The organism is Pseudomonas sp. Je.1.5.c, from assembly GCF_051129895.1.
GTDB lineage: Bacteria > Pseudomonadota > Gammaproteobacteria > Pseudomonadales > Pseudomonadaceae > Aquipseudomonas > Aquipseudomonas urmiensis.
The window spans coordinates 1-25,715 of record NZ_JBCPSP010000026.1; the positions used below are offsets into that span (position 1 = coordinate 1).

The 25,715-nt window shown below is 61.3% G+C and carries 22 protein-coding genes, 1 tRNA gene and 1 pseudogene; 17 read left to right on the forward strand and 7 right to left on the reverse strand.

What is annotated here, in order from left to right; all coding sequences use genetic code 11:
* From AAZU54_RS18080 to AAZU54_RS18100, 5 genes and pseudogenes are all read left to right on the forward strand, one after another.
* Nucleotides 1-1,453 (forward strand): annotated as a pseudogene (locus AAZU54_RS18080) (hypothetical protein); the annotation flags it as partial.
* Complete coding sequence (locus AAZU54_RS18085) at nt 1,450-2,259, forward strand: DUF6708 domain-containing protein (protein ID WP_434727470.1); 810 nt, start codon at nt 1,450-1,452, stop codon at nt 2,257-2,259. The pseudogene AAZU54_RS18080 and the gene AAZU54_RS18085, both read left to right, overlap by 4 nt.
* 42 nt (nt 2,260-2,301) lie before the next feature.
* Nucleotides 2,302-3,111, forward strand: coding sequence for a DUF6708 domain-containing protein (locus AAZU54_RS18090; RefSeq protein ID WP_434727471.1), 810 nt, complete (start codon nt 2,302-2,304; stop codon nt 3,109-3,111).
* A 95-nt stretch (nt 3,112-3,206) separates the two neighbouring features.
* Entirely contained in the window at nt 3,207-4,025 is an 819-nt protein-coding gene (locus AAZU54_RS18095) for a DUF6708 domain-containing protein (protein ID WP_434727472.1), read from the forward strand.
* Nucleotides 4,022-4,282, forward strand: coding sequence for a PAAR domain-containing protein (locus tag AAZU54_RS18100; protein WP_434727473.1), 261 nt, complete (start codon nt 4,022-4,024; stop codon nt 4,280-4,282). Before AAZU54_RS18095 ends, AAZU54_RS18100 begins: the two co-directional genes overlap by 4 nt.
* A 121-nt stretch (nt 4,283-4,403) precedes the next feature.
* Here the strand turns inward: AAZU54_RS18100 and AAZU54_RS18105 are convergent.
* From AAZU54_RS18105 to AAZU54_RS18125, 5 genes are all read right to left on the reverse strand, one after another.
* Nucleotides 4,404-4,479, reverse strand: a tRNA-Gly gene (locus AAZU54_RS18105).
* Nucleotides 4,480-4,543: 64 nt separating this feature from the next.
* A complete protein-coding gene (gene pgsA / locus AAZU54_RS18110) occupies nt 4,544-5,104 on the reverse strand; it encodes a CDP-diacylglycerol--glycerol-3-phosphate 3-phosphatidyltransferase (RefSeq protein ID WP_186557107.1) in 561 nt (186 codons plus the stop codon).
* Nucleotides 5,105-5,137: 33 nt separating this feature from the next.
* A complete protein-coding gene (uvrC, locus tag AAZU54_RS18115; protein ID WP_186557108.1) occupies nt 5,138-6,961 on the reverse strand; it encodes an excinuclease ABC subunit UvrC in 1,824 nt (607 codons plus the stop codon).
* 9 nt (nt 6,962-6,970) lie between these two features.
* Nucleotides 6,971-7,609: a response regulator transcription factor GacA gene (gene gacA, locus AAZU54_RS18120; RefSeq protein WP_023631421.1), complete on the reverse strand. Its 639-nt coding sequence runs from the start codon at nt 7,607-7,609 to the stop codon at nt 6,971-6,973.
* Between the two features lie 78 nt (nt 7,610-7,687).
* On the reverse strand, nt 7,688-8,062 hold the full coding sequence (locus AAZU54_RS18125) for a helix-turn-helix domain-containing protein (protein ID WP_186557110.1): 375 nt from the start codon (nt 8,060-8,062) through the stop codon (nt 7,688-7,690).
* Between the two features lie 608 nt (nt 8,063-8,670).
* Here AAZU54_RS18125 and AAZU54_RS18130 point away from each other — a divergent pair.
* The 11 genes from AAZU54_RS18130 to AAZU54_RS18180 all read left to right on the forward strand — a co-directional run bounded on the left by AAZU54_RS18130 (nt 8,671) and on the right by AAZU54_RS18180 (nt 22,993).
* Complete coding sequence (locus AAZU54_RS18130; protein ID WP_392466080.1) at nt 8,671-9,978, forward strand: nucleotide sugar dehydrogenase; 1,308 nt, start codon at nt 8,671-8,673, stop codon at nt 9,976-9,978.
* Between the two features lie 63 nt (nt 9,979-10,041).
* Nucleotides 10,042-11,574: a glycosyltransferase gene (locus AAZU54_RS18135; protein WP_186557121.1), complete on the forward strand. Its 1,533-nt coding sequence runs from the start codon at nt 10,042-10,044 to the stop codon at nt 11,572-11,574.
* Between the two features lie 16 nt (nt 11,575-11,590).
* Entirely contained in the window at nt 11,591-12,754 is a 1,164-nt protein-coding gene (locus tag AAZU54_RS18140; protein WP_264235879.1) for a PilZ domain-containing protein, read from the forward strand.
* Between the two features lie 22 nt (nt 12,755-12,776).
* Nucleotides 12,777-14,228, forward strand: a complete 1,452-nt coding sequence (locus tag AAZU54_RS18145; RefSeq protein ID WP_186557125.1) for a tetratricopeptide repeat protein — start codon at nt 12,777-12,779, stop codon at nt 14,226-14,228.
* Nucleotides 14,225-15,679: an alginate export family protein gene (locus tag AAZU54_RS18150; protein ID WP_186557127.1), complete on the forward strand. Its 1,455-nt coding sequence runs from the start codon at nt 14,225-14,227 to the stop codon at nt 15,677-15,679. Before AAZU54_RS18145 ends, AAZU54_RS18150 begins: the two co-directional genes overlap by 4 nt.
* 14 nt (nt 15,680-15,693) lie before the next feature.
* Nucleotides 15,694-17,121: an MBOAT family O-acyltransferase gene (locus AAZU54_RS18155; RefSeq protein WP_186557128.1), complete on the forward strand. Its 1,428-nt coding sequence runs from the start codon at nt 15,694-15,696 to the stop codon at nt 17,119-17,121.
* Between the two features lie 9 nt (nt 17,122-17,130).
* Nucleotides 17,131-18,225: an alginate O-acetyltransferase gene (locus AAZU54_RS18160; RefSeq protein WP_186557129.1), complete on the forward strand. Its 1,095-nt coding sequence runs from the start codon at nt 17,131-17,133 to the stop codon at nt 18,223-18,225.
* An 18-nt stretch (nt 18,226-18,243) separates the two neighbouring features.
* Nucleotides 18,244-18,873, forward strand: coding sequence for an alginate O-acetyltransferase AlgF (locus AAZU54_RS18165; RefSeq protein WP_186557130.1), 630 nt, complete (start codon nt 18,244-18,246; stop codon nt 18,871-18,873).
* A 26-nt stretch (nt 18,874-18,899) separates the two neighbouring features.
* Nucleotides 18,900-20,309 carry an alginate O-acetyltransferase AlgX-related protein gene (locus AAZU54_RS18170; RefSeq protein WP_405130166.1) on the forward strand — a complete coding sequence of 470 codons (1,410 nt, stop codon included), beginning with the start codon at nt 18,900-18,902 and terminating at the stop codon, nt 20,307-20,309.
* Nucleotides 20,310-20,374: 65 nt separating this feature from the next.
* Nucleotides 20,375-21,523 carry a polysaccharide lyase gene (locus tag AAZU54_RS18175; protein ID WP_405130174.1) on the forward strand — a complete coding sequence of 383 codons (1,149 nt, stop codon included), beginning with the start codon at nt 20,375-20,377 and terminating at the stop codon, nt 21,521-21,523.
* A 15-nt stretch (nt 21,524-21,538) separates the two neighbouring features.
* A complete protein-coding gene (locus AAZU54_RS18180) occupies nt 21,539-22,993 on the forward strand; it encodes a right-handed parallel beta-helix repeat-containing protein (RefSeq protein ID WP_434727474.1) in 1,455 nt (484 codons plus the stop codon).
* Nucleotides 22,994-23,130: 137 nt separating this feature from the next.
* Here AAZU54_RS18180 and AAZU54_RS18185 read toward each other — a convergent pair whose 3' ends face one another.
* Both AAZU54_RS18185 and AAZU54_RS18190 read right to left on the reverse strand, forming a co-directional pair.
* Complete coding sequence (locus AAZU54_RS18185) at nt 23,131-23,562, reverse strand: GNAT family N-acetyltransferase (RefSeq protein ID WP_434727475.1); 432 nt, start codon at nt 23,560-23,562, stop codon at nt 23,131-23,133.
* A complete protein-coding gene (locus AAZU54_RS18190; RefSeq protein ID WP_186557135.1) occupies nt 23,552-23,938 on the reverse strand; it encodes a DUF488 domain-containing protein in 387 nt (128 codons plus the stop codon). Before AAZU54_RS18190 ends, AAZU54_RS18185 begins: the two co-directional genes overlap by 11 nt.
* 128 nt (nt 23,939-24,066) lie before the next feature.
* Between AAZU54_RS18190 and AAZU54_RS18195 the strand changes: the two genes are divergently transcribed.
* Nucleotides 24,067-25,683: an inorganic phosphate transporter gene (locus AAZU54_RS18195; protein ID WP_405130164.1), complete on the forward strand. Its 1,617-nt coding sequence runs from the start codon at nt 24,067-24,069 to the stop codon at nt 25,681-25,683.
* The last annotated feature ends 32 nt before the right edge of the window (nt 25,684-25,715 follow it).

Consider the following 25,715-nt stretch of genomic DNA (forward strand, 5'->3'; position numbering starts at 1 on the left):
GGCGGTACTCGATCCGAAGCTGGCGCACAGCGTGATTGTCGTCAGCGTCTGGGTCCAAGGAACGGCAGAGCAAGTGCGCGACACGCTGGTCAATGGCACACGCGCCAGCCTTGAGGAATTGAACCGGGCAGCGCGGGTGACGATGCTCGATCTGTCCGTCGCCGTAGGCACCCTGGAGCCGAATGCGCGCCAGGCGCTGCAAGGCCTGCGGGTGACCTCGCGACAAGCGGCGCAGTTGCTTGGCACCAGTTTCACAGGGCTGCGCGGGGTCGCGGGAAGCTGGGAGTTGCTGCTGGCCATGGGCGGGCTGTACCTGCTCAGTGACAGCCTGGAAAAGAACATGCAAAAGGCCGAGGCCGAAATTGGCGATAAGTCCATGGAAGCCTGGCTGGCATTGCAGGGCTCCAGCTTGGCGATACTCGGAGGGAGCGTTGAAACGGTCGGGTTGATTGTCCGGCAGAGCGCTTTGCAGGTTCAGAAAAGCGCGGCGTTGGCGGCGGCCGGGGCGTCAGGCGCAAGCTCGGGGGTAGCGGTGGGCCATTCATTGGTTAGAGTGGGCGCGATGATAAGTGCGGTGACGGGCGTTTTGGATGCAGCTCAAACGAGTCTGGCAGTTAAACGTACTTTTGCTGAAAGGGACACCCCTGCATGGCTCTCATATTCACTAGCAAGTTTGGTATCAGTTCTTGGCGTCCATCATTCCATTCTTGCTATCTCTCACCAGGTGTTTTTTGGCCCATTGGGCATCGCAATAGTACTTTCCCTTACTGCTTACAGCTTAACAAGGATGGGTGAGCAACTTGAGTCAACTCCGCTGGAACGCTGGGCCAAGCGATGTTATTTCGGCAAAGCGGATGAAAGCCCTGTCGTACACTGGAATAAACCCGAGCATGTCGACATTGCTATTGCTGAACTCAATGCGGCCACGCTTGGGCTCACCACCGTCCTCAAATTCATAGCTTTAAAAGCGGATCCAGCAACCAGCTCGAAAATCGGCGGACTGGCAAACTTAACCACAAAGCAATTCCTCAAATATCAAATCATTCTCCCAGGGTTTGATGAAAGCAGCTCTGCGTATCATTGGACGCTTACAGTCCACAGACACGGAGACGGAAGCTCGCACAACTACACCGGCGGAGAGATTGTCGCTTGCGGCGAGTTCAATCCGCCACCCTATTCAGCCACAACTTCAAGGCAATCCTCACTACTGCCATCAAAGATGCCAAAATTTCCTGATTACAAAAAAGACAGCGTCGTGGAGCAAAAAATCAGACATCAGACTAATTCGGAAAAACGAGGGTTCCCTTACTATGACCTTAAGGGCAGTGTCGAACTAATACCTGACATTGGTAGACACAACATCTTAGCTGCAACCTTATCCATCACCTATTGGCCTGACCGCGCCATTCCAGATGCATACGCCAAAATAGTACAGGAGCAGAATCATTCATGAAAAAGATAACACAACCACTTCCACGCCGTGCGCCAGGTTGGAAATACGACCTAAACAAACCAAATGAAAAGCCACAACCATCTTCTCCTACAGCAAGGCTTAGGACACCACCTAACCATTTCTGCGATACCTATTTAGAACTACCGCGATCTACAATTAGACTTAGGGGGGTTGGGATTTTCGGGGGGATTGTCTGTATCTGTGCAATCAGCGCTACAGCACTGATGATTATATATACGGCACTAACACCCAGCTTTGAACTCGAAGTCAAATATACGTTACTTAGCTTATTTTTCATAGCATTAATGTATTGGACTGTTATCCCTACCATCCGCATGGACATAGAATTCCCCCGCGACGAACCTATCCGCTTCAACCGGCTACGGCGCAAAGTCTATTTCTACCAATACCACTTTGACCGATTCCACCTATTCAGCCGCCAACGCTGGGGTGTACGCCCGGTTGTCTACGACTGGGATGACCTGGTCGCCGAAGCCTGCAGCGTATACGCACCGATGGGTAACGGCGGTCTAATCGAAAACGTCGTGATTTCGGTAATCAAGCCCGGCACCGAAGAGGTAATCGACCGCCTGTTCTTCACCCACGATATCGAGCAAGGAAAGCAGTACTGGGCACTTGCCCAGTTGTTCATGCAACAAGGCCCCCAGGCCCTGCCCGAGTTCGTCCACCCGCCCCGAGACTGGAACGATGATTCGCAGTTAAGCCCTATTCGGTGCATTGCCCCTAAAGTTCATTGGCCCGAAGAGATAGACCTCGAATCACGCAGCGCGCCGCGCTCCCATTGAATCAACCACATACTCCACACCATTTCTTAAGAGAGACGTCGAGTGAAAACCCACGCACCAACCATGCCGCGCCGTTCGCAAGGCTGGAAATACGATTTAAGCAAACCTAATGAGCCGCCTGAGCTCAACCTAAGCTTAAGACACCTATATCCCGCACCAAACCAAATCAACAACATCAATCTCGAACTCTCCAGGTCATCGTTAAGAATACGAGGGCTTGGCAGCCTCGTGGGCACAATACTGACTGCGAGCTATACCGTGTGGCTCTTGCAGTTCCTCTATGAGACGCTGACACACCAATGGGAGGCGGGCGTGGACCTCATAGTTTTCACAGTTGGCTTCTCTATTGTTTTATATTGGCTAGTCATCCCGAGCATCCGCATGGACATAGAACTCCCCCGCGACGAACCCATCCGCTTCAACCGACTACGCCGCAAAGTCTATTTCTACCAATACCACTATGACCGATTCCACCTATTCAGCCGCCAACGCTGGGGTGTACGCCCGGTCGTCTACGACTGGGATGACCTGGTCGCCGAAGCCTGCAGCGTATACGCACCGATGGGTAATGGCGGTCTAATCGAAAGCGTCATGATTTCGGTCATCAAGCCCGGTACCGAAGCGGTAATCGACCGCCTGTTTTTCACCCACGATATCGAGCGAGGAAAGCAATACTGGGCCCTTGTTCAGCTGTTCATGCAACAAGGTCCCCACGCCCTGCCCGATTTTGTCCATCCGCCCCGAGACTGGAACGATGATGCGCAATTAAGCTTTATCCGGCGCATTGCCCCTAAAGTTAGATGGCCCGACGCGATCGACCTCCAATCACGTACCGCACCGCTCTCGGGCTAAAGCCTATGCGGTCCGGTGTCATTTGCAAATCTGCATGAACCAGTGAATCAACACATCGTTTTTAATGTTAGGCAACATTCTAAGAGTGAGCCCGAATGAAAACTCAATCACCACCCCTGCCGCGTCGTGCACCAGGCTGGAAATACGATCTAAACAAGCCTAATGACACGCCACAGCCATGTTATCTCACGGCAAAACTTAAGACACCACCAAACCATTTTTGCAACACCTACTTAGAATTACCACGCTCTACAATAAGGCTTAGAGGTGTAAATATTTTCGGCGGCGGAATTTGCGTCGTAATAAACAGCGCCGCCGCACTGTTTTTTCTATATCTGGCACTGACAGCCAGAGAAGAGATTGGCCCTGCAATGATGATCGCTGGATCGTTATTCATAACTGGAATGTACTGGCTAGTCATCCCCACCATACGCATGGATATTGAACTCCCCCGCGACGAACCTATCCGCTTCAACCGGTTACGCCGCAAAGTCTATTTCTACCAATACCACTTTGACCGATTCCACCTATTCAGCCGCCAACGCTGGGGTGTACGCCCGGCCGTCTACGACTGGGATGACCTGGTCGCCGAAGCCTGCAGCGTATACGCACCGATGGGCAATGGCGGTCTAATCGAAAACGTCGTGATTTCGGTCATCAAGCCCGGTACCGAAGAGGTAATCGACCGCCTGTTTTTCACCCACGATATCGAACAAGGAAAGCAATATTGGGCACTTGCCCAGTTGTTCATGCAACAAGGCCCAGAGGCCCTGCCCGAGTTCGTCCACCCTCCCCGAGACTGGAACGATGATTCGCAGTTGAGCCCTATTCACTGCATCGCCCCGAAAGTTCAATGGCCAACCGATATCGACATTGAATCGCGTACGGCACCCTCTGCAGGAGCTAATCTATGAAACCCGTTGCCCTGGTGGGCCATCGCCATGACTGCCCGATACATGGTCCAGGCGTGGTGGAAACCGGCAGTACGAGCTATCGGTTCAATGGCAAAGCCGTCGCTCGAGTGGGAGATCGCACCAGTTGCGGAGCGCTGATTGTCAGTGGCACCGCGCAGTATCAAATAGACGGCCAATGCGTCGCGCGCCAAGGTGATCGCAGCGATCACGGTGGGATTATCGTCGAGGGCGATAGCGGATGGTTACTGGATGAGTAGCGGAAAAGGATCAAGCCTGGCCGTGCCCCATCTGCTTAGGCGCGAGCCAAATTCCAGGCACAAAAAAAGAGGCCCTAAGGCCTCTTTCTTGTGATCCCAGCGACGCACTGAGGATCGAATTTGGAGCGGGAAACGAGACTCGAACTCGCGACCCCGACCTTGGCAAGGTCGTGCTCTACCAACTGAGCTATTCCCGCGTCGTGATAGGTCGCTATTCTAGCGATCTAGCAAACAACGTCAACCCCTTGATTCAAAAAAACTTTATTTCTGCTCGGAACCTTCGCGCAGGTGCGGCCAGGCGGCGATCAGGTAGTGCATCATCGACACCAGGGTCAGGCCGGCGGCAACCAGCAGCAAGCCATAGCCAAGCACCACCCAGAAGGTCAGCACCGGTGGGTTGGCCAGCAGGATCACCAGCGCCAGCATTTGTGCGGCGGTCTTCCATTTGCCCAGGTTGGACACCGCGACGTGTGCCCTCGCCCCCAGTTCAGCCATCCACTCGCGCAGGGCCGAAACGACGATTTCGCGGCCGATGATCACCGCTGCCGGCAGGGTCAGCCAGAAGTTGGCGTGCACTTGCACCAGCAGCACCAGGGCCACGGCGACCATCAGTTTGTCTGCCACTGGGTCGAGGAAGGCGCCGAACGGGGTGCTCTGCTGCAGGCGTCGGGCCAGGTAGCCGTCGAGCCAATCGGTCGCGGCGGCTATCGCGAACACTGTGCTGGCGGCCATGTAGCTCCAGTGATAGGGCACATAGAACAGCAAAATGAAGATCGGGATGAGCAGGACGCGTAGAACGGTGAGCAGATTTGGAATATTCATCGGTACGACTGGCTGCGGGTTGAGCCAGGCATTCTACTCGCTATGCAGGCTGGCATAAATCGACTCGGCAAGCTTTTTACTGATTCCCGGTGCTTTGGCGATCTCGTCGACACTGGCGCGGTTGAGCTCTTGCAGGCCGCCGAAGTGTTTCAGCAGCTCGCGTCGGCGCTTTGGCCCAACCCCGGCGACGTCTTCCAGGCTAGAGGTGGTGCGGGCCTTGCCGCGCCGCGCGCGGTGGCCAGTAATAGCAAAACGGTGGGCTTCGTCGCGGATCTGCTGGATCAGGTGCAGGGCTGCAGAGTCGCCCTTGAGGGTGAACTCGTGGGCCACATCATTGAGGTACAGGGTCTCGAAACCGGCCTTGCGGGTCACGCCCTTGGCCACGCCAAGGAGGGTCATGTCGGTCATGCCCAGCTCCTGCATGACGTCACGGGCCATGTTCAACTGGCCTTTGCCGCCGTCCACCAGCAGCACATCGGGGCGCTTGCCCTCGCCGTCCTTGATCCGCCCATAGCGGCGCATCAGCGCCTGGTGCATGGCGGCGTAGTCATCGCCAGCGGTGACGCCTTCGATGTTGAAGCGCCGGTAATCGGATTTAAGCGGGCCTTCGGGGCCAAACACCACGCAACTGGCCACCGTGGCTTCGCCGCTGGAGTGGCTGATGTCGTAGCACTCCAAGCGCTGCGGGACCTCGTCCAGGCCCAGCACCTGGGCCAGCGCCTCGAAGCGCGCGGCCATGTGTTGGCGATTGGCCAGGCGCGCGTTGAGGGCCTGCTCGGCGTTGGTCACGGCCAGTTGCTGCCAGCGCGCACGGGTACCGCGCACGCGATGGGTGATGGCCAACTCGCGACCGCGCAGCGTGTGCACGGCTTCGCTGATGGCTTCGAAGTCCTCGTGCACGACATTGACGATCAGTTCGCCCGGCAGCTCGCGCTCGGCATTGCCCACATAGTACTGGGACAGGAAGGCGGCCATGACTTCGCTGACCTCCTCCTCGATACCGACCTGGGGAAAGAAGTTCTTGCTGCCCAGGACGCGCCCGCCGCGCACGCTGATCAGGTGCACACAGGCACCACCGGGGTTGACGAACGCCGCGACCACATCGACATCACCGGAGCCGCCTTCCATGTACTGCTGATCCTGGACCCGGCGCAGCAAGGCGATCTGGTCGCGCAGCTCGGCGGCTTTCTCGAAGTTCAGGGCCATGGCGGCCTGTTCCATCTCGGCGTTGAGCTCGTTGCCCAGCTGTTGGCTGCGGCCTTCGAGGAACATCACCGAGTGGCGCACATCCTCGGCGTACTCCTCAGGCGTGACCAACCCTACGCAGGGGCCTTTGCAACGCTTAATCTGGTATTGCAGGCAAGGCCGGGTGCGGTTGGCGAAGTAGCTGTCTTCGCACTGGCGCACCGAGAAGCCCTTCTGCAACAGGCTCAGGCTCTCGCGGATGGCACCGGCGCTAGGGTACGGGCCGAAATAGCGGCCCTTGGCTTTTTTCGCGCCACGGTGAATCCCCAAGCGCGGGAAGGCTCCGTCAGACAAGAACACATAGGGGTAGGACTTATCGTCGCGCAGGAGAATGTTGTAGGGCGGCCGCCATTCCTTGATCAAGGTCTGCTCAAGCAGCAGCGCCTCGGTTTCGTTGGAGGTAATGGTGGTTTCGACCTGGGCAATGCGCCCCACCAGCGCGGCGGTCTTCGGTGCCAGGCCGGTTTTGCGGAAATAGCTGGCCAGACGCTTCTTGAGGTTCTTGGCCTTGCCCACATAGAGCAGCCGCGCCTCGGCGTCGAACATACGGTACACGCCCGGGCGACCACTGCAGGTCGCCAGGAACGCGCTGGCATCAAAGACTTGGGACATGAGCGGCTTTTATAGGCTTGCGTCGACCATACCGTGGCGAACGGCCAGCAAGGTCAGTTCGACGTCACTGGTAACCGAGAGTTTTTCAAAGATCCGATAACGGTAAGTATTGACGGTCTTGGGCGACAGGCACAACTTGTCGGAGATGATCTGCACTTTCTGGCAACCGACGATCATCAGGGCGATCTGGATTTCCCGCTCCGACAGCGCATCGAACGGCGAGCCTTGGGGCTGGAACGACTTGAGTGCCAACTGCTGGGCAATCTGCGGGCTGATATAGCGTTGGCCGGCGAACGCCAGGCGGATCGCCTGGACCATTTCATCCAGCCCCGCACCTTTGGTCAGGTAACCGGCAGCGCCGGCTTGCAGCAGACGCGTAGGGAACGGGTCTTCCTCGCACACGGTGACGGCCACCACCTTGGTGTCCGGATGGCTGCGCAGCAACTTGCGGGTCGCCTCCAGGCCACCGATACCCGGCATCTTGACGTCCATCAGGACCACATCGGGTTTCAGCTCACGGGCAAGCTTGAGGGCCGACTCCCCGGAATCCGCCTCACCCACCACCTGCAGGCCGTCGATATCGGCGAGCATGCGGGTAATGCCGGTACGCACCAGATCGTGATCGTCGACCACTAGGACCCTAATCAAGCAGACACCTCGTCATGGGGGCGATTGGATCCCGCCACCTTAACAAAAAATTTCAGCCTGAACCTAGTGGAATGCGTCCTAGAGATATGCCTGACGATCTAGCCGGCGATTCCTTACAGAATCATCACTACCGGACTCCCCCAGCAAGCGTCCGACCAAGTGCCAGAGGGCTGCCTGATCGCTGGGCGGCAAACGTCGGAAGGCGCCCAACAGGCGGTCTTCGTCAACGCTGAGGCTGTCCAGCGGCGCCGGTGTGTGCTGACCACTGAGAACATACAGCGCATCGACCCCTTTAGCTGCGACTGCGGCCAGGTAATCGACTCGCGGGGTTCGCTCACCGCTTTCGTATTTGCCCTGGGCGTTGGGTTCGACGCCACCAATGTCGCCGAACACGCGCTGAGTGAGCCCCAGCCGTTCGCGTTCTTCCCTTAAACGCGGCCCGAATCCTTTCATTTGCAACTCCTTGTCCTTACATCCCAGAACGGATGCGTCCCGCACCCATGTGAATAGCCATGAATCCAGATGGAACTATGCCAATTGGATCCAACAGGCGCAAGGGGGCGAGTTCGCCGCAGGCAAAAACAGCAGAAGGCCACACTCGAAGATGCTCCCACCCATTCAGCATATCGCCCTGTTAAAACAACGTTTTACTGTCAGTCCGAGAGCAGGAAAATCAATCGAGCAACAGCACACAAGCAAAAAAACGACAAAAAAAGAGCCATGAAAAAACCCGGACGAAGCCAACAAAACGCGCTTTTGACGCCATTTTCTCGGCATCAACACCGCAATCGTTTTTTTGACGCCCAACTAACGCCAAACTTTAACACATTGATTTATAACGGTTTTTAAACTTTCACATGACGCGATTAAAGTATTTTTATCGCAAGCAATTTGAAAGCTTGCGAAACAAACAAAAACGCCTTTAGGATAAAAATAGACCACTAAGAAACAGCCTGTAACGCCACTTCCTGAGCGCGGCTTACTTCTGCGCGTCTGCCACTTTGAACACTTCTTGAACTGAGAATCTCGGCCGGCTTTGCCGCGCCTTGGGAGAGGGATCTATGAATATCAGTATCTTTGGACTTGGCTATGTGGGCGCGGTCTGCGCGGGCTGCTTGTCGTCTCGTGGGCATCATGTACTGGGGGTGGATATCTCCCAGGCCAAGATTGACCTGATAAACCAGGGCAAGTCGCCCATTGTCGAACCGGGGCTTGAGCAACTGCTGCTCGACGGTGTACGCCATGGCCGTCTGCGCGGCACTACCGATGTGCAAGCGGCGATTCTGGCAAGCGACCTGTCGCTGCTGTGCGTCGGCACGCCTAGCAAGAAAAACGGCGACCTGGACCTGGTCTACATGGAAGCGGTATGCCGCGAAATCGGCACCGCCCTGCGCGACAAAGGCAGCCGCCACACAGTCGTGGTGCGCAGCACCGTTCTGCCGGGCACCGTCAAGAACGTGGTGATTCCAATTCTGGAAAAGAGCTCGGGCAAGAAAGCCGGGGTCGACTTCGGCGTTGCCGTCAACCCGGAATTCTTGCGTGAAAGTACAGCCATCCAGGACTACGACTTCCCCGCCATGACCGTAATTGGCGAGCTCGACAGCCAGTCGGGCGATCTGCTCGCCTCGCTCTATGAAGGCCTCGATGCGCCGGTGATTCGCAAGTCGATCGAAGTCGCCGAGATGATCAAGTACACCTGCAACGTCTGGCACGCGACCAAGGTCAGCTTCGCCAACGAGATCGGCAACATTGCCAAGGCCTCGGGCGTCGATGGTCGTGAAGTGATGGATGTGGTGTGCCAGGACTACAAGCTCAACCTGTCGCGTTACTACCTGCGTCCAGGCTTTGCCTTCGGTGGCTCGTGCCTGCCCAAGGACGTGCGCGCCCTCACCTACCGCGCTGGCCAGCTCGACGTCGAGCATCCGCTGCTGGCCTCGATCATGGCCAGCAACCGCAACCAGGTCGACACCGCGTTTGACCTCATCGAGCGCCAGGGCAAACGCAAGATTGCCCTGCTTGGCCTGGCCTTCAAGGCGGGCAGCGACGACCTGCGCGAAAGCCCGCTGGTGACCCTGGCCGAACAGCTGATCGGCAAGGGTTACGAGCTGCGCATCTACGACGCCAACGTCGAGTACGCACGAGTGTTCGGTGCCAACCGCGAGTACATCGAAGCGGTTATCCCGCACGTGTCGTCGTTGCTGCACAGCGACCTGCAGCAGGTGATCGACGAGGCCGAGGTGATCGTCCTGGGCAACAACGACGAACGCTTCGCCAGCGCTCTGCAGCAGGGCGGCAACAAGCAAGTGATCGACCTGGTCGGGTTCATGGACGGCACCAGCGACACCCAGCGCCAAGGCATCTGCTGGTAACCGACACGCGCCCGCCCCGCCCTTTCAGGGGTGGGGGTGGGCGCAAACAGGAGCAAAGGCTACATGGAACGAGTGCAACAGCGACCTTTCGAGGCCCCCGGCTACCTGCGCGCAGCCGCCAGCTTCTGCGCCTGGGCGTGCCTGGCCGGGCTGATCGCGCTGGCGTCGGAGATGATCGCGCCGCAGTACCTGGACCCGAACCATCACCTGTTCATCTTCATCATCGGCACGCTGGGCATGTGGCGCTATGGCAACGCCATCGTCCATTACCTGCGTGGCATGTACTTCCTGCATTGGCGCTTTCCACGGATGCGCCGCCAGGTCGAGCGGCTGGGCGATGCCGCGCTGCCCTCGCACATGTTCATGGTGGTGACCAGCTTCCGCATCCCGACCCTGACCACCTTCAAGGTCTACCAGTCGGTGTTCCAGGAAGTGCAACGGCTGAAAGTGCCGTGCACGGTGATCGCCTCGATCGTCGAGAAAGGCGATGAGAACTTCATCAAGGACATCATGCGCAACGAGGTGCGCGATCGCGACGACATCAAGCTGGTGATCGTGCGTGCCCGTGGCACCGGCAAGCGTGATGGCCTGGCCCACGCCTTCCGCGCCCTGTCGCGGCAAATGCCGATGGAGGACGCGGTGGTCGGCGTGGTCGATGGCGACACCATGATGCTGCCTGGCTGCGTCGAGCGGGCGGTCAAGCTGTTTGCCGTGCTGCCCAACGTTGGCGGCCTGACCACCAACGAGTTCTGCGAAGTCGAAGGTAGCCGCTGGATGCGTCAGTGGCACTCGATGCGCTTCGTCCAACGGCACATCAACATGTGTTCGATGGCCCTGTCGCATCGGGTGCTGACCCTGACCGGGCGCCTGTCGTTCTTCCGCGCCAGCGTGATGACCGACCCGGACTTCATCCGCGACGTCGAGGCAGACTTCCTCGAACACTGGCGACTGGGGCGCTTCCAGTTTCTCACCGGCGACGACAAGTCCAGCTGGCTGAGCCTGATGCGCGCCGGTTGGGACACCTTCTATGTACCTGACAGCCACACCCTGACCGTCGAGCACCCGCCCAGCGACAGCTTCTGGGTCGCCACCCGCCAGCTGATGTTCCGCTGGTACGGCAACTCGCTGCGGCAGAACTTCCGTGCCACCGCCCTGCTCGGCCGTGCGCGCCTGGGGCTGTTCACCTTGTACGTGCTGCTCGATCAGCGGGTGTCGATGTGGACCTGCCTGATGGGCCTGACCGCCTCGGTGGTAGCCGGCTTGGTGTTCGGCATCCAGTACCTGTTGGTGTACCTGTTCTGGGTATTGATCTCGCGCAGCCTGGTGACAGTGCTGTTCGTCTTCGCCGGCCACCCCGTCAGCCCGATGTACCCCTTCGTTCTCTATTACAACCAAATCGTCGGCTCGGTGATGAAGGTCTACGCGATGTTCCACATGGACCAGCAAAGCTGGACGCGGCAGAAAACCACCCTGGCCACCGGCAGCGTCGACTTCGACGCCAGCCTCAATCGCTGGTCCTCGAAGGCGATGCTGTTGAGCTCCATCGCCATCTTCTTCGGGGTCATCACCGTGCTTCTAGAACTCTCGCAACGTTAAGGAAAGGCGCCTGCACATGAGTACAACCAACATCCCCGCAGCCCCGAGCAAGTCCGCAGCCAACATCGTTCACGAGGCGATCGACGAGCGCCAGTACGTGCGCACTCGGATCAATGCCCGCGTGCGCCTCTCCAGTGGCGGCCAGACTGCCTTCGAAACCCAGCTGCAGGATATTTCCCTGGGCGGTATCGGCCTGCTGCACGAAGCCCCGCTGAAGATCGGCGCGCTGTATGACGCCTCGATCCAGCTGCGCCTGAACCAGGTCGACCTGGCGATCGAGGGCAAGGTGCGCATCGTTTCCCAGCGCGGCAACGAGGTCGGTGCGCAGTTCGTCGACCTCGATGCGCAAAAACGCGACATCCTGCGCTACATCATCACCGCCTACATGTCTGGCGAGATCGCCGACATCAATGGCCTGTTCAACGTGATGCAGCGGGAAAACTACATCAAGGAACGCAAGCACAAGCACGCCACTGCACGTACCCCCGGCGCGCGCCTCAAGGCCATGGCCGGCACCTTGCTGTACACCGCCGCGGGCCTGGCAGCACTGGGTTTCGTCGGCTACAAGGGCTACCTGCTGTTCTTCCGCATTCCTGCCGTGCAGGCGCAAGTGGCGACCAACGCGCAGATCATCAGCATGCCCGACAACGGCTATGTGAAGTACCTGCTGCCAGCCGGCACCACTGAAGTCCAGGCCGGCCAGCCACTGGCGAGCATCTCCACGCAGCTGGCGACCAGCTTCACCAGCCCGGCCGACATGAAGGCGGTGGCCGACCTCGCCCCTGGCGACCTGCAAGCCCTGCTTGGCCGCGCCACCATCGAGACGGTGATCAACAGCCCGTGCGACTGCCAGGTGTACTACCCGAGCCAACCGCTCAATGGCTATGGCTACAAGGACGCCCCACTGATGCACCTGCTGCCCAAGGATCAGGGCCTGTTCGTGCGCGCCAACGTGCCGTTCGACAAGCTCGAAGATGTCAGCCGCGTGCGTTCGGTGGACATGCAGGTGTTCGGCCTCGACCAGCATTACAGCGGCAAGGTGGTCGATGCGCGAGTCGATGAAGTCAATCGCAACCTGGCGCTGACCATCCAGCCAGACAGCCCGCTGCCGGCAGCGGCCTATCAGAAGGCGGTGGCGGTCGACCTGTTCCTGGGCCTGCCGTTTGCCAGCGCGAACTGAGCGCGTCGAGAGAGATGACCTGATGAAGCTGAAGACGCCTTCGCGCCTGCTGCTGGCCAGCCTGGCCCTGGCCTGCGCCAGCGCGGCCTGTGCCGGGCAGAGCCTGGAGCAGATCCGCTACGCCCTGTACAAGGACCCCAGCGCCGACGTCACTGGCGACCTGCGCGAGCTGGTCGGCCGCGGTGACCTGGCCAGCGCCCTGCTGCTGGGCGACGTGCTGTCGGGTCGGGCCGACGCCAGTGCCCAGGAAGTGGTGGGCCTGTATCACCAGGCCTTCGCCGAAGGCCGCGGGCTGATCCCGGCGCTCGCTTCGCTGGCGCGGCTGATCGACCGCACGCCGAGCCTGCGTCAAGCCCAGCGGCCCTGGGTCGAGCAGGCGTTGAGCCGGTATCCCAGCCGCCTCGATCCACGCAACGCCAGCACCACGCTGGAGGTGTTTCTGGTTTACCCAGAGCTGATCGACGTGCCGCAGGCCGCCGAACTGCTCGGCTTGTATGAGCAGTCGTGCCTGCTCAACTGCCGGCCACAGCTGTACCGCGCGGTACTGGCCGAGCGCCAGGGCGATCGCGCCGGCGCCGAGCGCTGGTACCAGGAAGCGGCGCGCACCGACGTACGCGCCATCGATCGCTACTACGCGTTCCTCGGTGAAAACCAGGACCAGGCGTTTCGCGCCTTCGCCACCCAGCTGGAGCCGGAGCGGGCGCAACTGCCGGTAGAGATCGTCCACCGCATCGCCGCCTTGCTCGACAACATCACCAGCGTCCAGCGTGCCGAACAGGAAGCTGATCGCTTCGAGCGCCAAGCCAGCAATCCTGCCGCCGCCAACCTGCCGCCAAGCCCTGAGCAACTGGCCCGCGACAAGGCCCAGGCCGACGCCCTGGCGCTGGCCACTGCGCAGGTCCAGCGCTGGCGGGACGATGCCGTCGCCCGTGGCTTCGTGCCGGCGATGGTGTCCAAGGCCAACTACATGATCTCCAACCCCACCGAGCACAACGCCGAGGAGACTCAAGCGTTGATCGATCAGGTGCGCCAGCGCGACCCGACCCGGGCCAAGGCCCTGCAAGCGTCGTTCTACATGGTCAACAACTGGCTGACCCTGGACCCGGACAAAGCCCGCGCGCTGATCGACGAACTGCGCGCCAGCGGCTACCCCGATGCCGGCTTGCTGTTGGCCGAGTACTACAGCAAAGGCGTCGAAGACCAGCCAGATCAGGAGAAAGCCTTGGCACTGTTCCGGGAAGAAGCCGACAAGGGCTCCTCCACCGCCTGGTACCGCATGGCCACCCTGCACACCTATGGCCGCGCCATCTGCCACGACCCCGTCAAAGCCTACACCTATGCCCGCATCGCGCTGGACATGGGTGAGCGCGGTGCGCGCAGCCTGGTACGCCGACTGGAAAGAACTTTGCCCAAGGATGACATCGAGCGCGCCCTGGCCGCACGCAACGATCTGTTGAAGGAGGCTACTCTGTGAAAGCGCATTCCCCCCTGTTCGGCGCCCTGCTCGCGCTGGCCCCCTTGCCAGCGGCGTGGGCGGCTGAAGAAATCACTGGCCCCGAGGCCGACAGCAACGAGCCGGTGCGCGTTGCTGCGGCCGATGGCAGCGAGCCGGTGATCACCTCGGAGTTCTTCAACAAGCTCACCGTACAGACCGGCTATGGCCCAGAAGACTCGCAAGTCGGCAGCGACCGCGAGATGTTCTACAGCCTGCGCTACGAGCCGTCCTTCGCCTGGTATTCACCGGAAAAGCGCTGGGCCAAATGGATGGTCTACGGCCGCCTGTGGCTGAACTACGACTCCAGCCAGTCGAGCAACCTGACCAACGAATCGACCAACAACACGGCCCGCGAACAAGCTGAAGGCTGGTACGCCGAGCTGCGTGAGTTGTACGTCAAGCGCAACCTGATCGGCGATGACCCGCGCTTCTCGCTGTCGCTCGGCCGCCAGCGTTTTTACGACACCTACGGCATCTGGTGGGACGACAGCCTGGAGTCGCTGCGCTTCAACTATCAAGACACATTCTCCGATGCCTTCATCGCCGTCGGGCAGAAATTCCACAACTACAACACCGACGTCAACTCGCTGGCCGACAGCGAAGAGCGCACCACCTATGTGATGGGTGAATACGCCTATCGCTGGAGCCAGAACAACCGGGTCGGCGTGCGCCTGATGCACGAGAACGATCACAGCGGCCATGACGCCGACGACCGCTACGACTTCAAGGGCGTGCGCTACGGATTGTTCTTCAACGGTGACAACCTGGCCTACCCGGTGCTCAGCGACTACCACCTGGAGCTGGCCGCGCTGGACGGCAAGATGGACAACACCGACGGCCGCGGCCAAACCACCAACGGCCACAACAGCAAAGGCTGGGCGGCCCTGGGCGAGCTGGGCAAGCGCTTCGACGATTTGCCCTGGACCCCACGGCTTGCCTTGCGCGGCGGCCTCACCGACAAACCGAGCGACGAGAACGATGGCTTTCGCCTCAACGCCATCCAGTCGGACCGCATCACCCGCAGTGGCTCCTACAGCACTCGCCTGACCAGCTCGTTCGTGGCCCTAGACTTGCGCAACCTGAGCTACTACGGCGTGTCCCTGGAGACCCGCCCGACCCCACGCAGCGCCCTCGACCTGCGCGTGACCCAGCTCAACCTGCGCGATGAAGACGGCACCCTGCCGATCCGCATGAACGGCGACCAACGTGCCGAGCGCAACCGCGCCATCGACCGAGGCACTCAAGGCAATGGGCGCAACGTCGGGCAAATGCTCGACGTCAATTACTACTGGAAGATGTTCCCAGTAGCCCTGGACGGCAAGCACCTGGATATCAACGCCCTGGTCAGCGCCAGCTACCTCAATGCCGGGAGTGCGCTGGAAACCGGCGATGACTACCAGCTGAGCGTCGGCGTGGTGATCAGCTACTAAGGACGGACCCTGCCATGATCTTCGCCTCCAATGTGTTCCTGTTCCTCTACCTGCCGCTGTTCCTGGCCGTGTATTTCCTGTCCAGGCCACAGTGGCGCTCGACCGTGATCGTCGCCGCCAGCTACATCTTCTATGCCTGGTGGCGGCCGGACTTCTTGCTGCTGTTCGTGGCGATCACCTACTGGAACTACTGGTTCGGTCTGCGCATCAAGGACCGCCTGGATGCCGGCGACAAGCGCTGGGCGTTGCGCCTGCTGTGGATCGGGATAATCGGCAACCTGTCGACCCTGGGCTACTTCAAGTACGCCAACTTCGGCGCCGAAGTGCTGGCCGTACTGCTGGCACCGCTGGGCATCAATACCTGGACCTTGGAGAACATCTTCCTGCCGCTGGGGATCTCCTTCTATGTGTTCCATGCGTTGAGCTACATCGTCGACATCTATCGCAAGGACGCCACGCCGACCAACCGCTTCATCGACTTCGCCGCCTTCGTCGCGCTATTCCCGCACCTGGTGGCCGGGCCGATCCTGCGCTACAGCCAACTGGCGCCGCAGCTGCGTGAACGCACCCATTCGCTGGAGCTGTTCTCGCTGGGGGTGTGCCGGTTCATGCTCGGTTTCATCATGAAGGTGCTGATCGCCGACCGCCTGGCGCCGATCAACGTGCTGTTCGTTGGTGAAGGCGCGTTGCAGTTCAGCGATGCCTGGTTCGGCCTGGTGGTCTCGACCCTGCAGCTGTACTTCGACTTTGCCGGCTACAGCCACATGGCCCTGGGCCTGGCGCTGATGATGGGCTTTCGCTTTCCGGAGAACTTCAACCAGCCCTATGTGTCGCAAAGCATCACCGAATTCTGGGCACGCTGGCACATGACCCTGGCGCATTTTCTGCGCGACTACGTGTACATGCCGCTGGTGCGCAAGCGCGTCACCGGCGCCCTGCCGGCGCTGATCTGGACCATGCTGCTGTCGGGCCTGTGGCACGGCGCGAGCTTTGCCTTCATCTGCTGGGGGCTGTTCTTTGGCGTCGGCATGGTCATCGAGCGCAAGTTCAACCTGGCGACCAAGATCACCACGCCCTACCACCTGGGCCGCAACCTGCGCACGGCGCTGCTGATCGTGTTGAGCATGCCGCTGTTCTTCACCATGGACCTGCGCCACAGCCTGGATATCTACAAGGCGTTGTTCGGCCTCAACGGCTTTGGCTCGCTGGAGCTGTATGTGCTCGGTGCCTCGAAGATGGCCATGTCGTTTGCCCTGGTGGCGTTGGTCTGGCTGCTGCTGGCCGGGATCAACAACGTGCGTTTCTACGCCGGCAACAAAGAGGGCTACTTCATGCGTCACGTCGGCGCGCTGCACAGCGTGTTGCTGTGGGGTGGTTTCTTGCTGGCGTTGAGCAGCCTGGCGGCCAACTCGTTCTCGCCCTTCCTGTATTTCCAGTTTTAGGAGACGGCCATGTATCCGGTGATGAATACGGCCAGCAAGGTCAACGGCATTCTCTTCGCCCTGGTGTTGGCAGCGATGTTCGTCTACTCGCTGCCGCCGGTGTTCAGCTTCGCGCGCACCCAGACCGACACCTGGAACCTGTTCGTCGACGGCAAGCTGCTGCGCAAGTTCGAGCAGGCCTACGACAAACGCTTCTTCCTGCGTGACCCGTCGGTTGAGCTGTGGGCCGATGCCCAGTTCCAGCTGTTTGGCGAAGGCACCAAGGGTGTCGTCCTGGGCAAGCAGGGCTGGCTCTACACCAGCCAGGAATACCGCGTGCCCAACGACCTCGACGCCAATGTGGCCACCCAGCTGGAGCAGATCGCCAAGGTTGAAAAGCAACTGGCCGAGCATGGCAAGAAGCTGGTGCTGCTGCCCCTGCCGATGAAGCTCGATGTGTATGCCGAACATGCCCAGCACGCCTTCGACCCACGCGTGGTGAGCCTTTACGACCGCTTCGTCGGCGAGTTGCAGGCGCGCCAGCTGGACGTGGTGCCGCTGCGGGGCGCTTTCCTCAGCAACCTCAATGGGCCGCAACTGTTCCTCAAGTCCGATACCCACTGGAGCCCGGAGGGTGCCCGGCTGTCGGCCTACGAGCTGGCTCGCCAGCGCCCGCAGCTGTTGGGCGACCAGGTGTATGTGTCGCACAAGGCCGGCGAGAAGAGCATCAAGGGCGACCTGATGAACTACATCCAGTTCGACCACAGCCGCCTGGCGCCGCAGTTCGGCCCCAACCAGATCGAGCTGTACGAAACCCTCAAGGCCGAGCAGAACACTGACGACCTGTTCGCTGAAGAAGATCAGAGCCTGCTGCTGGTCGGCACCAGCTACAGCAAGATCGACGACTGGAACTTCGTCGGCTTCCTCAAGGAAGCGCTGAACCGCGACCTGCTGTCGATCGCCGTGGAGGCCCGCGGGCCGTTCGAGGCGATGAGCCAGTTTCTTGCCAGTGACCAGTTGAGCAACCCGCAGATCGACACCGTGGTCTGGGAGTTCCCCCTGCGCACCCTGCTCGCCCACCGCCCGGGATCGCTGAGCCGTAGCGCCCAGCCCCAGCATTTCTGACGATTAAAGGAGTACCTGATGAAACTCTCGAGCCTGTTTACCGCCATCGCCCTGGCTGCTGCCAGCCACAGCGCCCTTGCCGCCGAAGGCAACGCCGACCTGTACGACGCCGTGGCGCCGGCCGACTCGGCCTTCGTGCGTGTGCTCAACCTGTCGGAAGGCAACATCGATGTCAGCCTCAGCGGCAAGGTCAACCCACAGCGCGTCGCCGCCGGCCAGCTCAGCGGCTACCGCTTCATCCCGGCCGGTGCGCACAAGATCGCCGTTGGCGGCAAGGCCATCGAACCCCAGCTCAAAGCCAATGCGGCCAGCACCGTGGTCTACGACGGCAAGCAACTGACGCTGATCGCCGACAAGTACGTCAATGAGCCGAAGAAAGCGCAGATCGCCTTCTACAACCTGACCGACAAGCAGGCCGCACTGAAGACCGTGGATGGCAAGCACGTGATCGTCGACCCGCTGAGCAATGGCCAGACCGGCAGCCGCATGGTCAACGAGATCAAGATCGGCTTTGCCGCTTATGAGGCCGAGCAGAAGGTGGCCAGCTTCGATGAACTGTTCCTCAAGAAAGGCCGTTCCTACAGCTACGTGCTGCTGCCAGGTGGGCGCAGCATGAGCCTGGCCAACAGCATCGACCCGACCGAGTGACCGCCCGCTGCAAGGATGAATGGCACATGAAGATCCTCGTAACCCTGGGCCTGGGCGCCGCCTTGGCCCTGCTCAGCCAGGCCGGCCAGGCCGCCGAGCCGAGCGCTGCGGCCAAATCTGGCTGCGAAAACCTGCAGTGCATGGTCTGCCCGGCCCTGAGCGACCCGCAGCGCTATGCCGAAGGGCGTATGAAGCTGATGCGCGAGATCGTGCCCGGCAAGGACCGCTGGCTGTTCCGCTCGGTGGTCGACTTGACCAACGAGTTTGGCATCCCGGCCCCCATGCGCCCGGAATTCGCCCGGCTGATCAAGGCCTTCGACCAGCAAGGCATTCACGTGGCCATGGCGATCCAGCCGACCCGTGGCCTGATGCACCGCGACAAGCTGCCCAGCGAGCACCCGCTGGGCTTTGACTACAACCGCGCCAGCGCCAACCTGGCCGCCTACCTCGGCCAGTTGCGCCAGGGCGGTGCAGTGGTGGCGCCGATGATGCAACTGGTGCAGCAGCCGCCCAACAACGAGTTCTTCTTCCGCCGCGACCACCACTGGACGCCAGCAGGCGCCGAGGCGACCGCACGCTTGATGGCCGATGAAATCCGCCGCCAGCCGTTCTATGCCGGGCTGACCAAGAAGGAGTACCGCACCGAGCCTGGCGTGATGGTGCCCAAGGACGGCACGCTGAACCTGGCGCTGAGCTACATCTGCGGCAACAACTACGGTTTCCAGTACGTGCGCGGCTACCAGACCATCCCGGTGGCGGACGGCGCCGATGCCCTGTTCGATGAGGCGCCGGACCCGGAAGTGATTCTGGTCGGCGACAGTAACGCCGCAGCGCGCGAAGACGAGAGCAAGCAGTTCAACTTCGACGGCTACCTCAAGCAATACCTGGGCGTGGACATTCTCAACTACGCCCTGCCCGGTGTCGGCGAGGATGGCTCGTTGCTTGAGTACCTGCTGTCGGATGACTACAAGGCCGAGGCGCCCCCAAAGTTGATCATCTGGGAGCTGCCAGCCAACTACCGGCTCGACTCGCCGCTGATGTACCGGCAACTGGTGCCAGCGGTACAGGGTGGCTGCAAGGCCTCGCAAGAGGTGCTCAGTTCCAAGCTGCAACGCCCGGCGCTGAAGATTGGCGAGCGTATCGAGCTACTGTCCAATGCCGGCAGTGAGCGCAAGGCGCTCAGTGGATCGAAAGGGTTTCTCGACATCCGCCTGAGTGACAAGAACGTCAAGGACTTCTACGTGATCGTCTACTACGACAATGGCGCGCGCGACAAAGTGTGGTTCCGGCGTGAGGCGGCAGTGACCGGCGGGCAGTATTACCTGGAGCTGAGCAAGGATCCTGCGTACGCCGGGGCCAACCTGCTTTCGGTGTTCCTCGAGCCGACCAAGGCCGGTAGCGCGGCTACTGACGTGGAAACTCGACTATGCCTTTGAACCGTGTGATTGGGGCCGCGTTGCGGCCCATCGCAGGCAAGCCAGCGCCTACAGGGATCGAGTCGGTGCCGGTAGCTGGGTACCCATCCAAACCTGTAGCAACGGGCTTGCCTGGGCGCCGAACCCTCCTGGCCCTCGCTACCGCCCTATTGCTGCCCCAAGCCCAAGCCGCACACTCGATCTGGCCCGCCCGCGCCACCCCGCAGGCGGCAATGATCGCCGACTACCGCACCCTGTCCTGTAGCAAGGAGCCGCCAGCGCCCTACACCGGCACCCTGCGCCTGGAAAGCAAATACGACCAACGTGACGCCAGCAAGTCGACCCTGCGCTCCAGCCCCGACGCCGACAGCGAACGCATCGCCAAGCAGGTCAAACAGTTCGTAGGCGGTCTGATCTACGCCAGCAAACGCTTCCAGCGCGCGAAGAAACCGCAGGACGCCAACATGGCCCTGGCCTGCCAGGACCAGTGGCTGCAACACTGGGCCAGCGCCGGCGCCCTGCTCAACCCAGACGCCAGCAGCACCGGCATGGCCGCGCGCAAATGGGCCCTGGCGTCGATGGCCGGCGCCGTGCTGCTGACCCAGTCAGCCAGCGCCGGCAAGCTTGAGCTGACGTCCGTACAGAAAGACTGGTTCACCCGCCTGGGTGAACAGGTCATCCGCGAGTACGATCCGCGCCGCAGCGCCAGCGGTGTGTATTTCAACAACCACGACTACTGGGCCGCCTGGGCCGTAGCCGCCACCGGCATGCTGGTGGGGCGCGATGACTTCATCCAGTGGGCCGACGGCAATCTGCGCCGGGGCCTCAAACAAGCAGTGCGTAGCAGCGACGGCAGCTATGCCTACCTGCCGCTGGAAGTCGCCCGCTCCAAACTGGCCGCCACCTACAGCCAATATGCCCTGGTGCCGCTGGTGCTGCTGGCAGAATCGGCACGCGCCAACGGTTTGCCATGGAGCGCCGAAGACCAGCAGACCCTCGACCTGCTGGCCAACTTCGCCGCGCGCAGCGTGCTCGATCCGGACCAGTTGCCCGAGCTCAAGGGCCAATCGCAAGTCGATGTCGCGCCGTACAAGCTGGCCTGGCTGATCCCCTTCTTGCAGCGCAACCCCAGCCATCACTTGGCCCGCGAGCTGTACGACAGTGAGGACGGCGAAGTGGACAACTACAGTCAGCTCGGCGGCCCGATCCAGCCGGCTTATTCCCCTTTGCGTTGAACAAGGAAGTCCCCAATGGCCCCGCTCGCCCGCTTCTCCCTCACTTGCCTGGCCGCCCTGCTGCTGGCCAGCACTGCCCAGGCCGCCACCCAGACGCTGGCGGTCAACCAGGCACTGGAGGTGCTACAGCCTGAACAGCACCAACTGCATCTGCAGCAACTGCGCCAGCAGGCACGCCAGGCGACAACCTTCAGCCAGGCCGAGCGCCCGCGCCCGGCAGGCCGCGCCAGCGTCAGCCTGCAGCCGATGTTCTCGTCCCAGGCTGGCAGCTGGCCGTTCGAGCCGTTCGTCAACAACGGCCTGTTCCGGGCGATCGCCGGCTATCAGGCGCATCACCCACAGGTGGTGATGCTGCGCGGCGGGAGCATCAGCCTGGCGCAACTGCACGACGCGTTGAACGACCCGCGGATCATCAAGCGCTACAAAGATGGCTACCTGCTCAGCTACCCGCTGATGATCGGCGCCGATGCCGGACTGGTCCTGGAAGGCACCAGCCTGTACCTCTCCAGCTTCTCCGGCACCGCGCTGATCAACCAGGGCTGGCTGGGCTTGAACCAATCCAACCTGGAGAGCATGGCGGGCGACAAGCCGGGCAACACCGATCGCGCCTGGCGGCCATTCGTGATCGCCTGGGCTGGCAGCCACACCCAGGTGATCGGCTCGACCCTCAAGCGCCTGGGCTACAACGCCAACCTCTCGCGCGGCCTGACCACCGCCCTCAGTGCCCAGCAGTCGCCCAACAGCCGCCCGGCGACGGTGCTGATTCGCGACAGCCAGTTCAGCGAGCTGTCCACCGCAGTGGAGCTGCAACACAGCCAGGCGAGCATCCAAGGCAGCCAGTTCGAGCAGTCCCAGCAGTACGCCATCGATGCCCGCGACAGCCAGCTGAGCGTCACGGGCAATCATCTGCGCGGGGTCGACAACAACAGTGGCGTGCGCCTGCGTGGACAGACCCGTGCGCGGGTGGAGGACAACCTGATTCTCGGCGCCGCCAAAGCCGCCATCGAAGTCAGCGAGCAACAAGGCGCCGTCTTGCTGGTCGGTAACCGCATAGGCGACAGCCGCGGCAACGGCATTCAACTGCGCAACCTCGCCCCGACTCCGGCAGCGCCACTGGTGATCGACGACAACCTGCTGGCCAGCAGCCAGGGCAGCGCTATCGATGCCAGCGAAGTGGCGGCGTTGACGCTGATCGGCAACCGCATCGGCAATACCCCGGAGTATGCGATCAGCCTGCGTAATGGCACGCCCATGGCAGGGCCCTTGCTGCTCAGCGGCAACCGTTTGGGGCAGGTCGGCAAGGCGGTGGTGCGCGTCGAAGGCATGCGCGTGGTGGAACTGGGTGGCAACAGCTTCGATGGCAAGCCGGTGCTGCAGAATCTGCTGATTGGCGATTTGATGCCGGTGCAAGGGGCGTTGCTCGATGCCACGGTGCGCCAGGGCGAAACGGTGCGGGTGACGCAACGTTGATCGGCTGGCGGTAAATTTGCGCTAGTAATACCTAATTGCAGGACAAGTCGCAGCGGCGCACCGCCGCTGCTACACGATGGACGCTGACCTCGTGGGAGCGGGCTTGCCCCGCGATGAGGCCAGTACTGCCCCCTCCATCAGCCAACCGTACGCTGCATACGCACGAAACACTCATCCTCGCCCATCTCGACAACACCGTGACGCAGATACAGCTGCCGCGCCGGGTTGCTCCTGAATACCATCAGGCGCACCAGCCCCAGCCGCCGCTCGGCCGCCCATTGCGCTAATTGCTGCAGCACCCAGCTGCCGACCCCGCGCCCACGCTGTTCAGGCAGCAGATGCAGCTCGCGAATGAACAACGCCTGCCGGTCCTGGCTCAAGCTGCAAAAACCCAGCACCCGCGGCCCGTCGACCACCAGCCACTGTTCGCGCCAGCCCCAGGCTTCATCGAAGGCCTCTTCGATCCACAGCAAGTCGAACTCACGGTAATAAGGCAGCATCGCCCGCCGGGTAAGGTCGCGGGCGAAGTTGCGGTACTGGTCGCTGGCGCGGATCAGTTCAAGGGGCATAGCACACCGGCGAACTGCCCGGCCCCTGGCGCTCCAGCTCATCTTCCAGCCAGGCCGCCAACACCTGGGCGTTGTTGTGCTGGGTGTCCTTGCCGGCATACAGCAAGGTCAGGTTGCCCTTGGCGGCCAGGTCCAGCAGCGGATACCAATGCTCGGGATGCGCGGCCAGCTCCTGCTGGTAGCGCTGGCTGAAGCCGGCAAAATCCACCTCACCCTGGTGGAACGCCTTGCGCAAGGCAGCCGACGGCGCCACTTCGCGCAGCCACAGTGCATGCACCTCGTCCTTGCGCGTGTTGCGCGGCCACAGGCGGTCAACCAGCACCCGCTGGCCGTCACTGGGCTCGAGCGCGTCGTAGACCCGTTTGCAGCAAATCATTGCCCTCTCCTGCGACATTGTTTCCCTATCAGCCTAGGGCGTTCATTGACCGAGGTCACGTCCTGGTAACGAATTGTTTCTATGCTGAAGGCCTTCGGCAACCTTGCCCGACGTCAATCGGAGCCATCATGGCAACCCCGTCACTGGCCAGCCAACCCGACCTGAGCCACCACGATTCGCGCCCGCAGCTGTCACACAAACCGGGGCGCGCCACCCTTAGCTTGTTTATCGGCCTGCTGTTGGCGGGGCTGGCGTACACCGCCTGGAGCCTGAAGCAGGACGTCAGCGCCAGCGGCACCGTGGTGACCACGGTCACGCCTTTTCTGTTACTGGGCCTGGCCCTGCTGATCGCCCTGGGCTTCGAGTTCGTCAACGGTTTCCATGACACTGCCAATGCGGTGGCCACGGTGATCTACACCCACTCGCTACCGGCGCCGGTGGCAGTGGTCTGGTCGGGGCTGTGCAACTTCCTTGGCGTGTTGCTCTCCAGTGGCGCGGTGGCGTTCGGCATCATTGCCCTGCTGCCGGTCGAGCTGATTTTGCAGGTGGGCTCCGGCGCAGGCTTTGCCATGGTCTTCGCCCTGCTGCTGGCGGCGATTATCTGGAACCTGGGTACCTGGTGGCTGGGCCTGCCGGCCTCGTCGTCGCACACCTTGATTGGCTCGATCATCGGCGTGGGTGTGGCCAACGCCTTGATGCACGGCCGCGAGGGCACCAGCGGGGTGGATTGGAGCCAGGCCAGCAAGGTGGGCTATGCCTTGCTGTTCTCGCCACTGATCGGCTTTGCCTGCGCAGCGTTGGTACTGCTGGCACTGCGCATCCTGATCAAGCGCCCCGAGCTGTATCAAGCGCCGCAAGGCAAGACGCCGCCGCCGTGGTGGATCCGCGGGATCCTGATCCTGACCTGTACCGGGGTGTCGTTTGCCCACGGCTCCAATGACGGCCAGAAAGGCATGGGCCTGATCATGCTGATCCTGGTCGGCACCCTGCCGATGGCCTACGCGCTGAACAAGACCATGCCCAGTGAACAAGCATTGCAGTTTTCTGCTGTCGCCGAAGTCACCCGCCAGGCCTTGCTGCGTAGCGACCCGCAATTGCTTGCCCAGGACCCACGCCAGACCCTGGCCAACTTCATCACCGAGCCCAAGGCCAGCCCGCAGCTGGTGCCGGCCTTGGCTGCGCTGACCGGGATGATCGGCGACCAGGTCAAAGGCTATGGCTCGCTCAACCGCGTGCCGGCCGAGGCCATGGCCAACGTGCGCAATGACATGTACCTGACCAGCGAGGCGATCCGCCTGATCGACAAGCATCAGCTGGTGGCCTTCGACGCCGATACCCGCAGCCACTTGCAACTGTTCAAGACCCAGCTCGATGACGCTACCCGCTACATTCCGCTGTGGGTCAAAGTCGCCGTGGCCATCGCCCTGGGCCTGGGCACCATGGTCGGCTGGCGGCGTATCGTGGTGACGGTGGGCGAGAAGATCGGCAAGACCCACTTGAGCTACGCACAAGGCGCCTCGGCCGAGGTGGTAGCGATGTGCACCATCGGCGCGGCGGACATGTTTGGCCTGCCGGTATCGACCACCCATGTGCTGTCCTCGGGGGTGGCCGGGACCATGGTGGCCAATGGCTCAGGGATTCAGAAGCGCACGCTGATCAATCTGATGATGGCCTGGGTGCTGACGTTGCCGGCGGCGATGCTCTTGGCGGGGAGTCTGTACTGGTTGTTGAATCAATTGTTTTGAAATTGCCCGCCAGGGCCTCATCACGCCGCTGC

Bases quoted from the DNA above. Each gene is read 5' to 3' on its own strand.
- AAZU54_RS18085 (WP_434727470.1), top strand. From the start codon at position 1,450: ATGAAAAAGATAACACAACCACTTCCACGCCGTGCGCCAGGTTGGAAA.
- AAZU54_RS18095 (WP_434727472.1), top strand. From the start codon at position 3,207: ATGAAAACTCAATCACCACCCCTGCCGCGTCGTGCACCAGGCTGGAAA.
- AAZU54_RS18100 (WP_434727473.1), top strand. From the start codon at position 4,022: ATGAAACCCGTTGCCCTGGTGGGCCATCGCCATGACTGCCCGATACAT.
- pgsA (WP_186557107.1), bottom strand. From the start codon at position 5,104: ATGAATATTCCAAATCTGCTCACCGTTCTACGCGTCCTGCTCATCCCG.
- uvrC (WP_186557108.1), bottom strand. From the start codon at position 6,961: ATGTCCCAAGTCTTTGATGCCAGCGCGTTCCTGGCGACCTGCAGTGGT.
- AAZU54_RS18125 (WP_186557110.1), bottom strand. From the start codon at position 8,062: ATGAAAGGATTCGGGCCGCGTTTAAGGGAAGAACGCGAACGGCTGGGG.
- AAZU54_RS18130 (WP_392466080.1), top strand. From the start codon at position 8,671: ATGAATATCAGTATCTTTGGACTTGGCTATGTGGGCGCGGTCTGCGCG.
- AAZU54_RS18135 (WP_186557121.1), top strand. From the start codon at position 10,042: ATGGAACGAGTGCAACAGCGACCTTTCGAGGCCCCCGGCTACCTGCGC.
- AAZU54_RS18140 (WP_264235879.1), top strand. From the start codon at position 11,591: ATGAGTACAACCAACATCCCCGCAGCCCCGAGCAAGTCCGCAGCCAAC.
- AAZU54_RS18145 (WP_186557125.1), top strand. From the start codon at position 12,777: ATGAAGCTGAAGACGCCTTCGCGCCTGCTGCTGGCCAGCCTGGCCCTG.
- AAZU54_RS18155 (WP_186557128.1), top strand. From the start codon at position 15,694: ATGATCTTCGCCTCCAATGTGTTCCTGTTCCTCTACCTGCCGCTGTTC.
- AAZU54_RS18160 (WP_186557129.1), top strand. From the start codon at position 17,131: ATGTATCCGGTGATGAATACGGCCAGCAAGGTCAACGGCATTCTCTTC.
- AAZU54_RS18165 (WP_186557130.1), top strand. From the start codon at position 18,244: ATGAAACTCTCGAGCCTGTTTACCGCCATCGCCCTGGCTGCTGCCAGC.
- AAZU54_RS18170 (WP_405130166.1), top strand. From the start codon at position 18,900: ATGAAGATCCTCGTAACCCTGGGCCTGGGCGCCGCCTTGGCCCTGCTC.
- AAZU54_RS18180 (WP_434727474.1), top strand. From the start codon at position 21,539: ATGGCCCCGCTCGCCCGCTTCTCCCTCACTTGCCTGGCCGCCCTGCTG.
- AAZU54_RS18185 (WP_434727475.1), bottom strand. From the start codon at position 23,562: ATGCCCCTTGAACTGATCCGCGCCAGCGACCAGTACCGCAACTTCGCC.
- AAZU54_RS18190 (WP_186557135.1), bottom strand. From the start codon at position 23,938: ATGATTTGCTGCAAACGGGTCTACGACGCGCTCGAGCCCAGTGACGGC.
- AAZU54_RS18195 (WP_405130164.1), top strand. From the start codon at position 24,067: ATGGCAACCCCGTCACTGGCCAGCCAACCCGACCTGAGCCACCACGAT.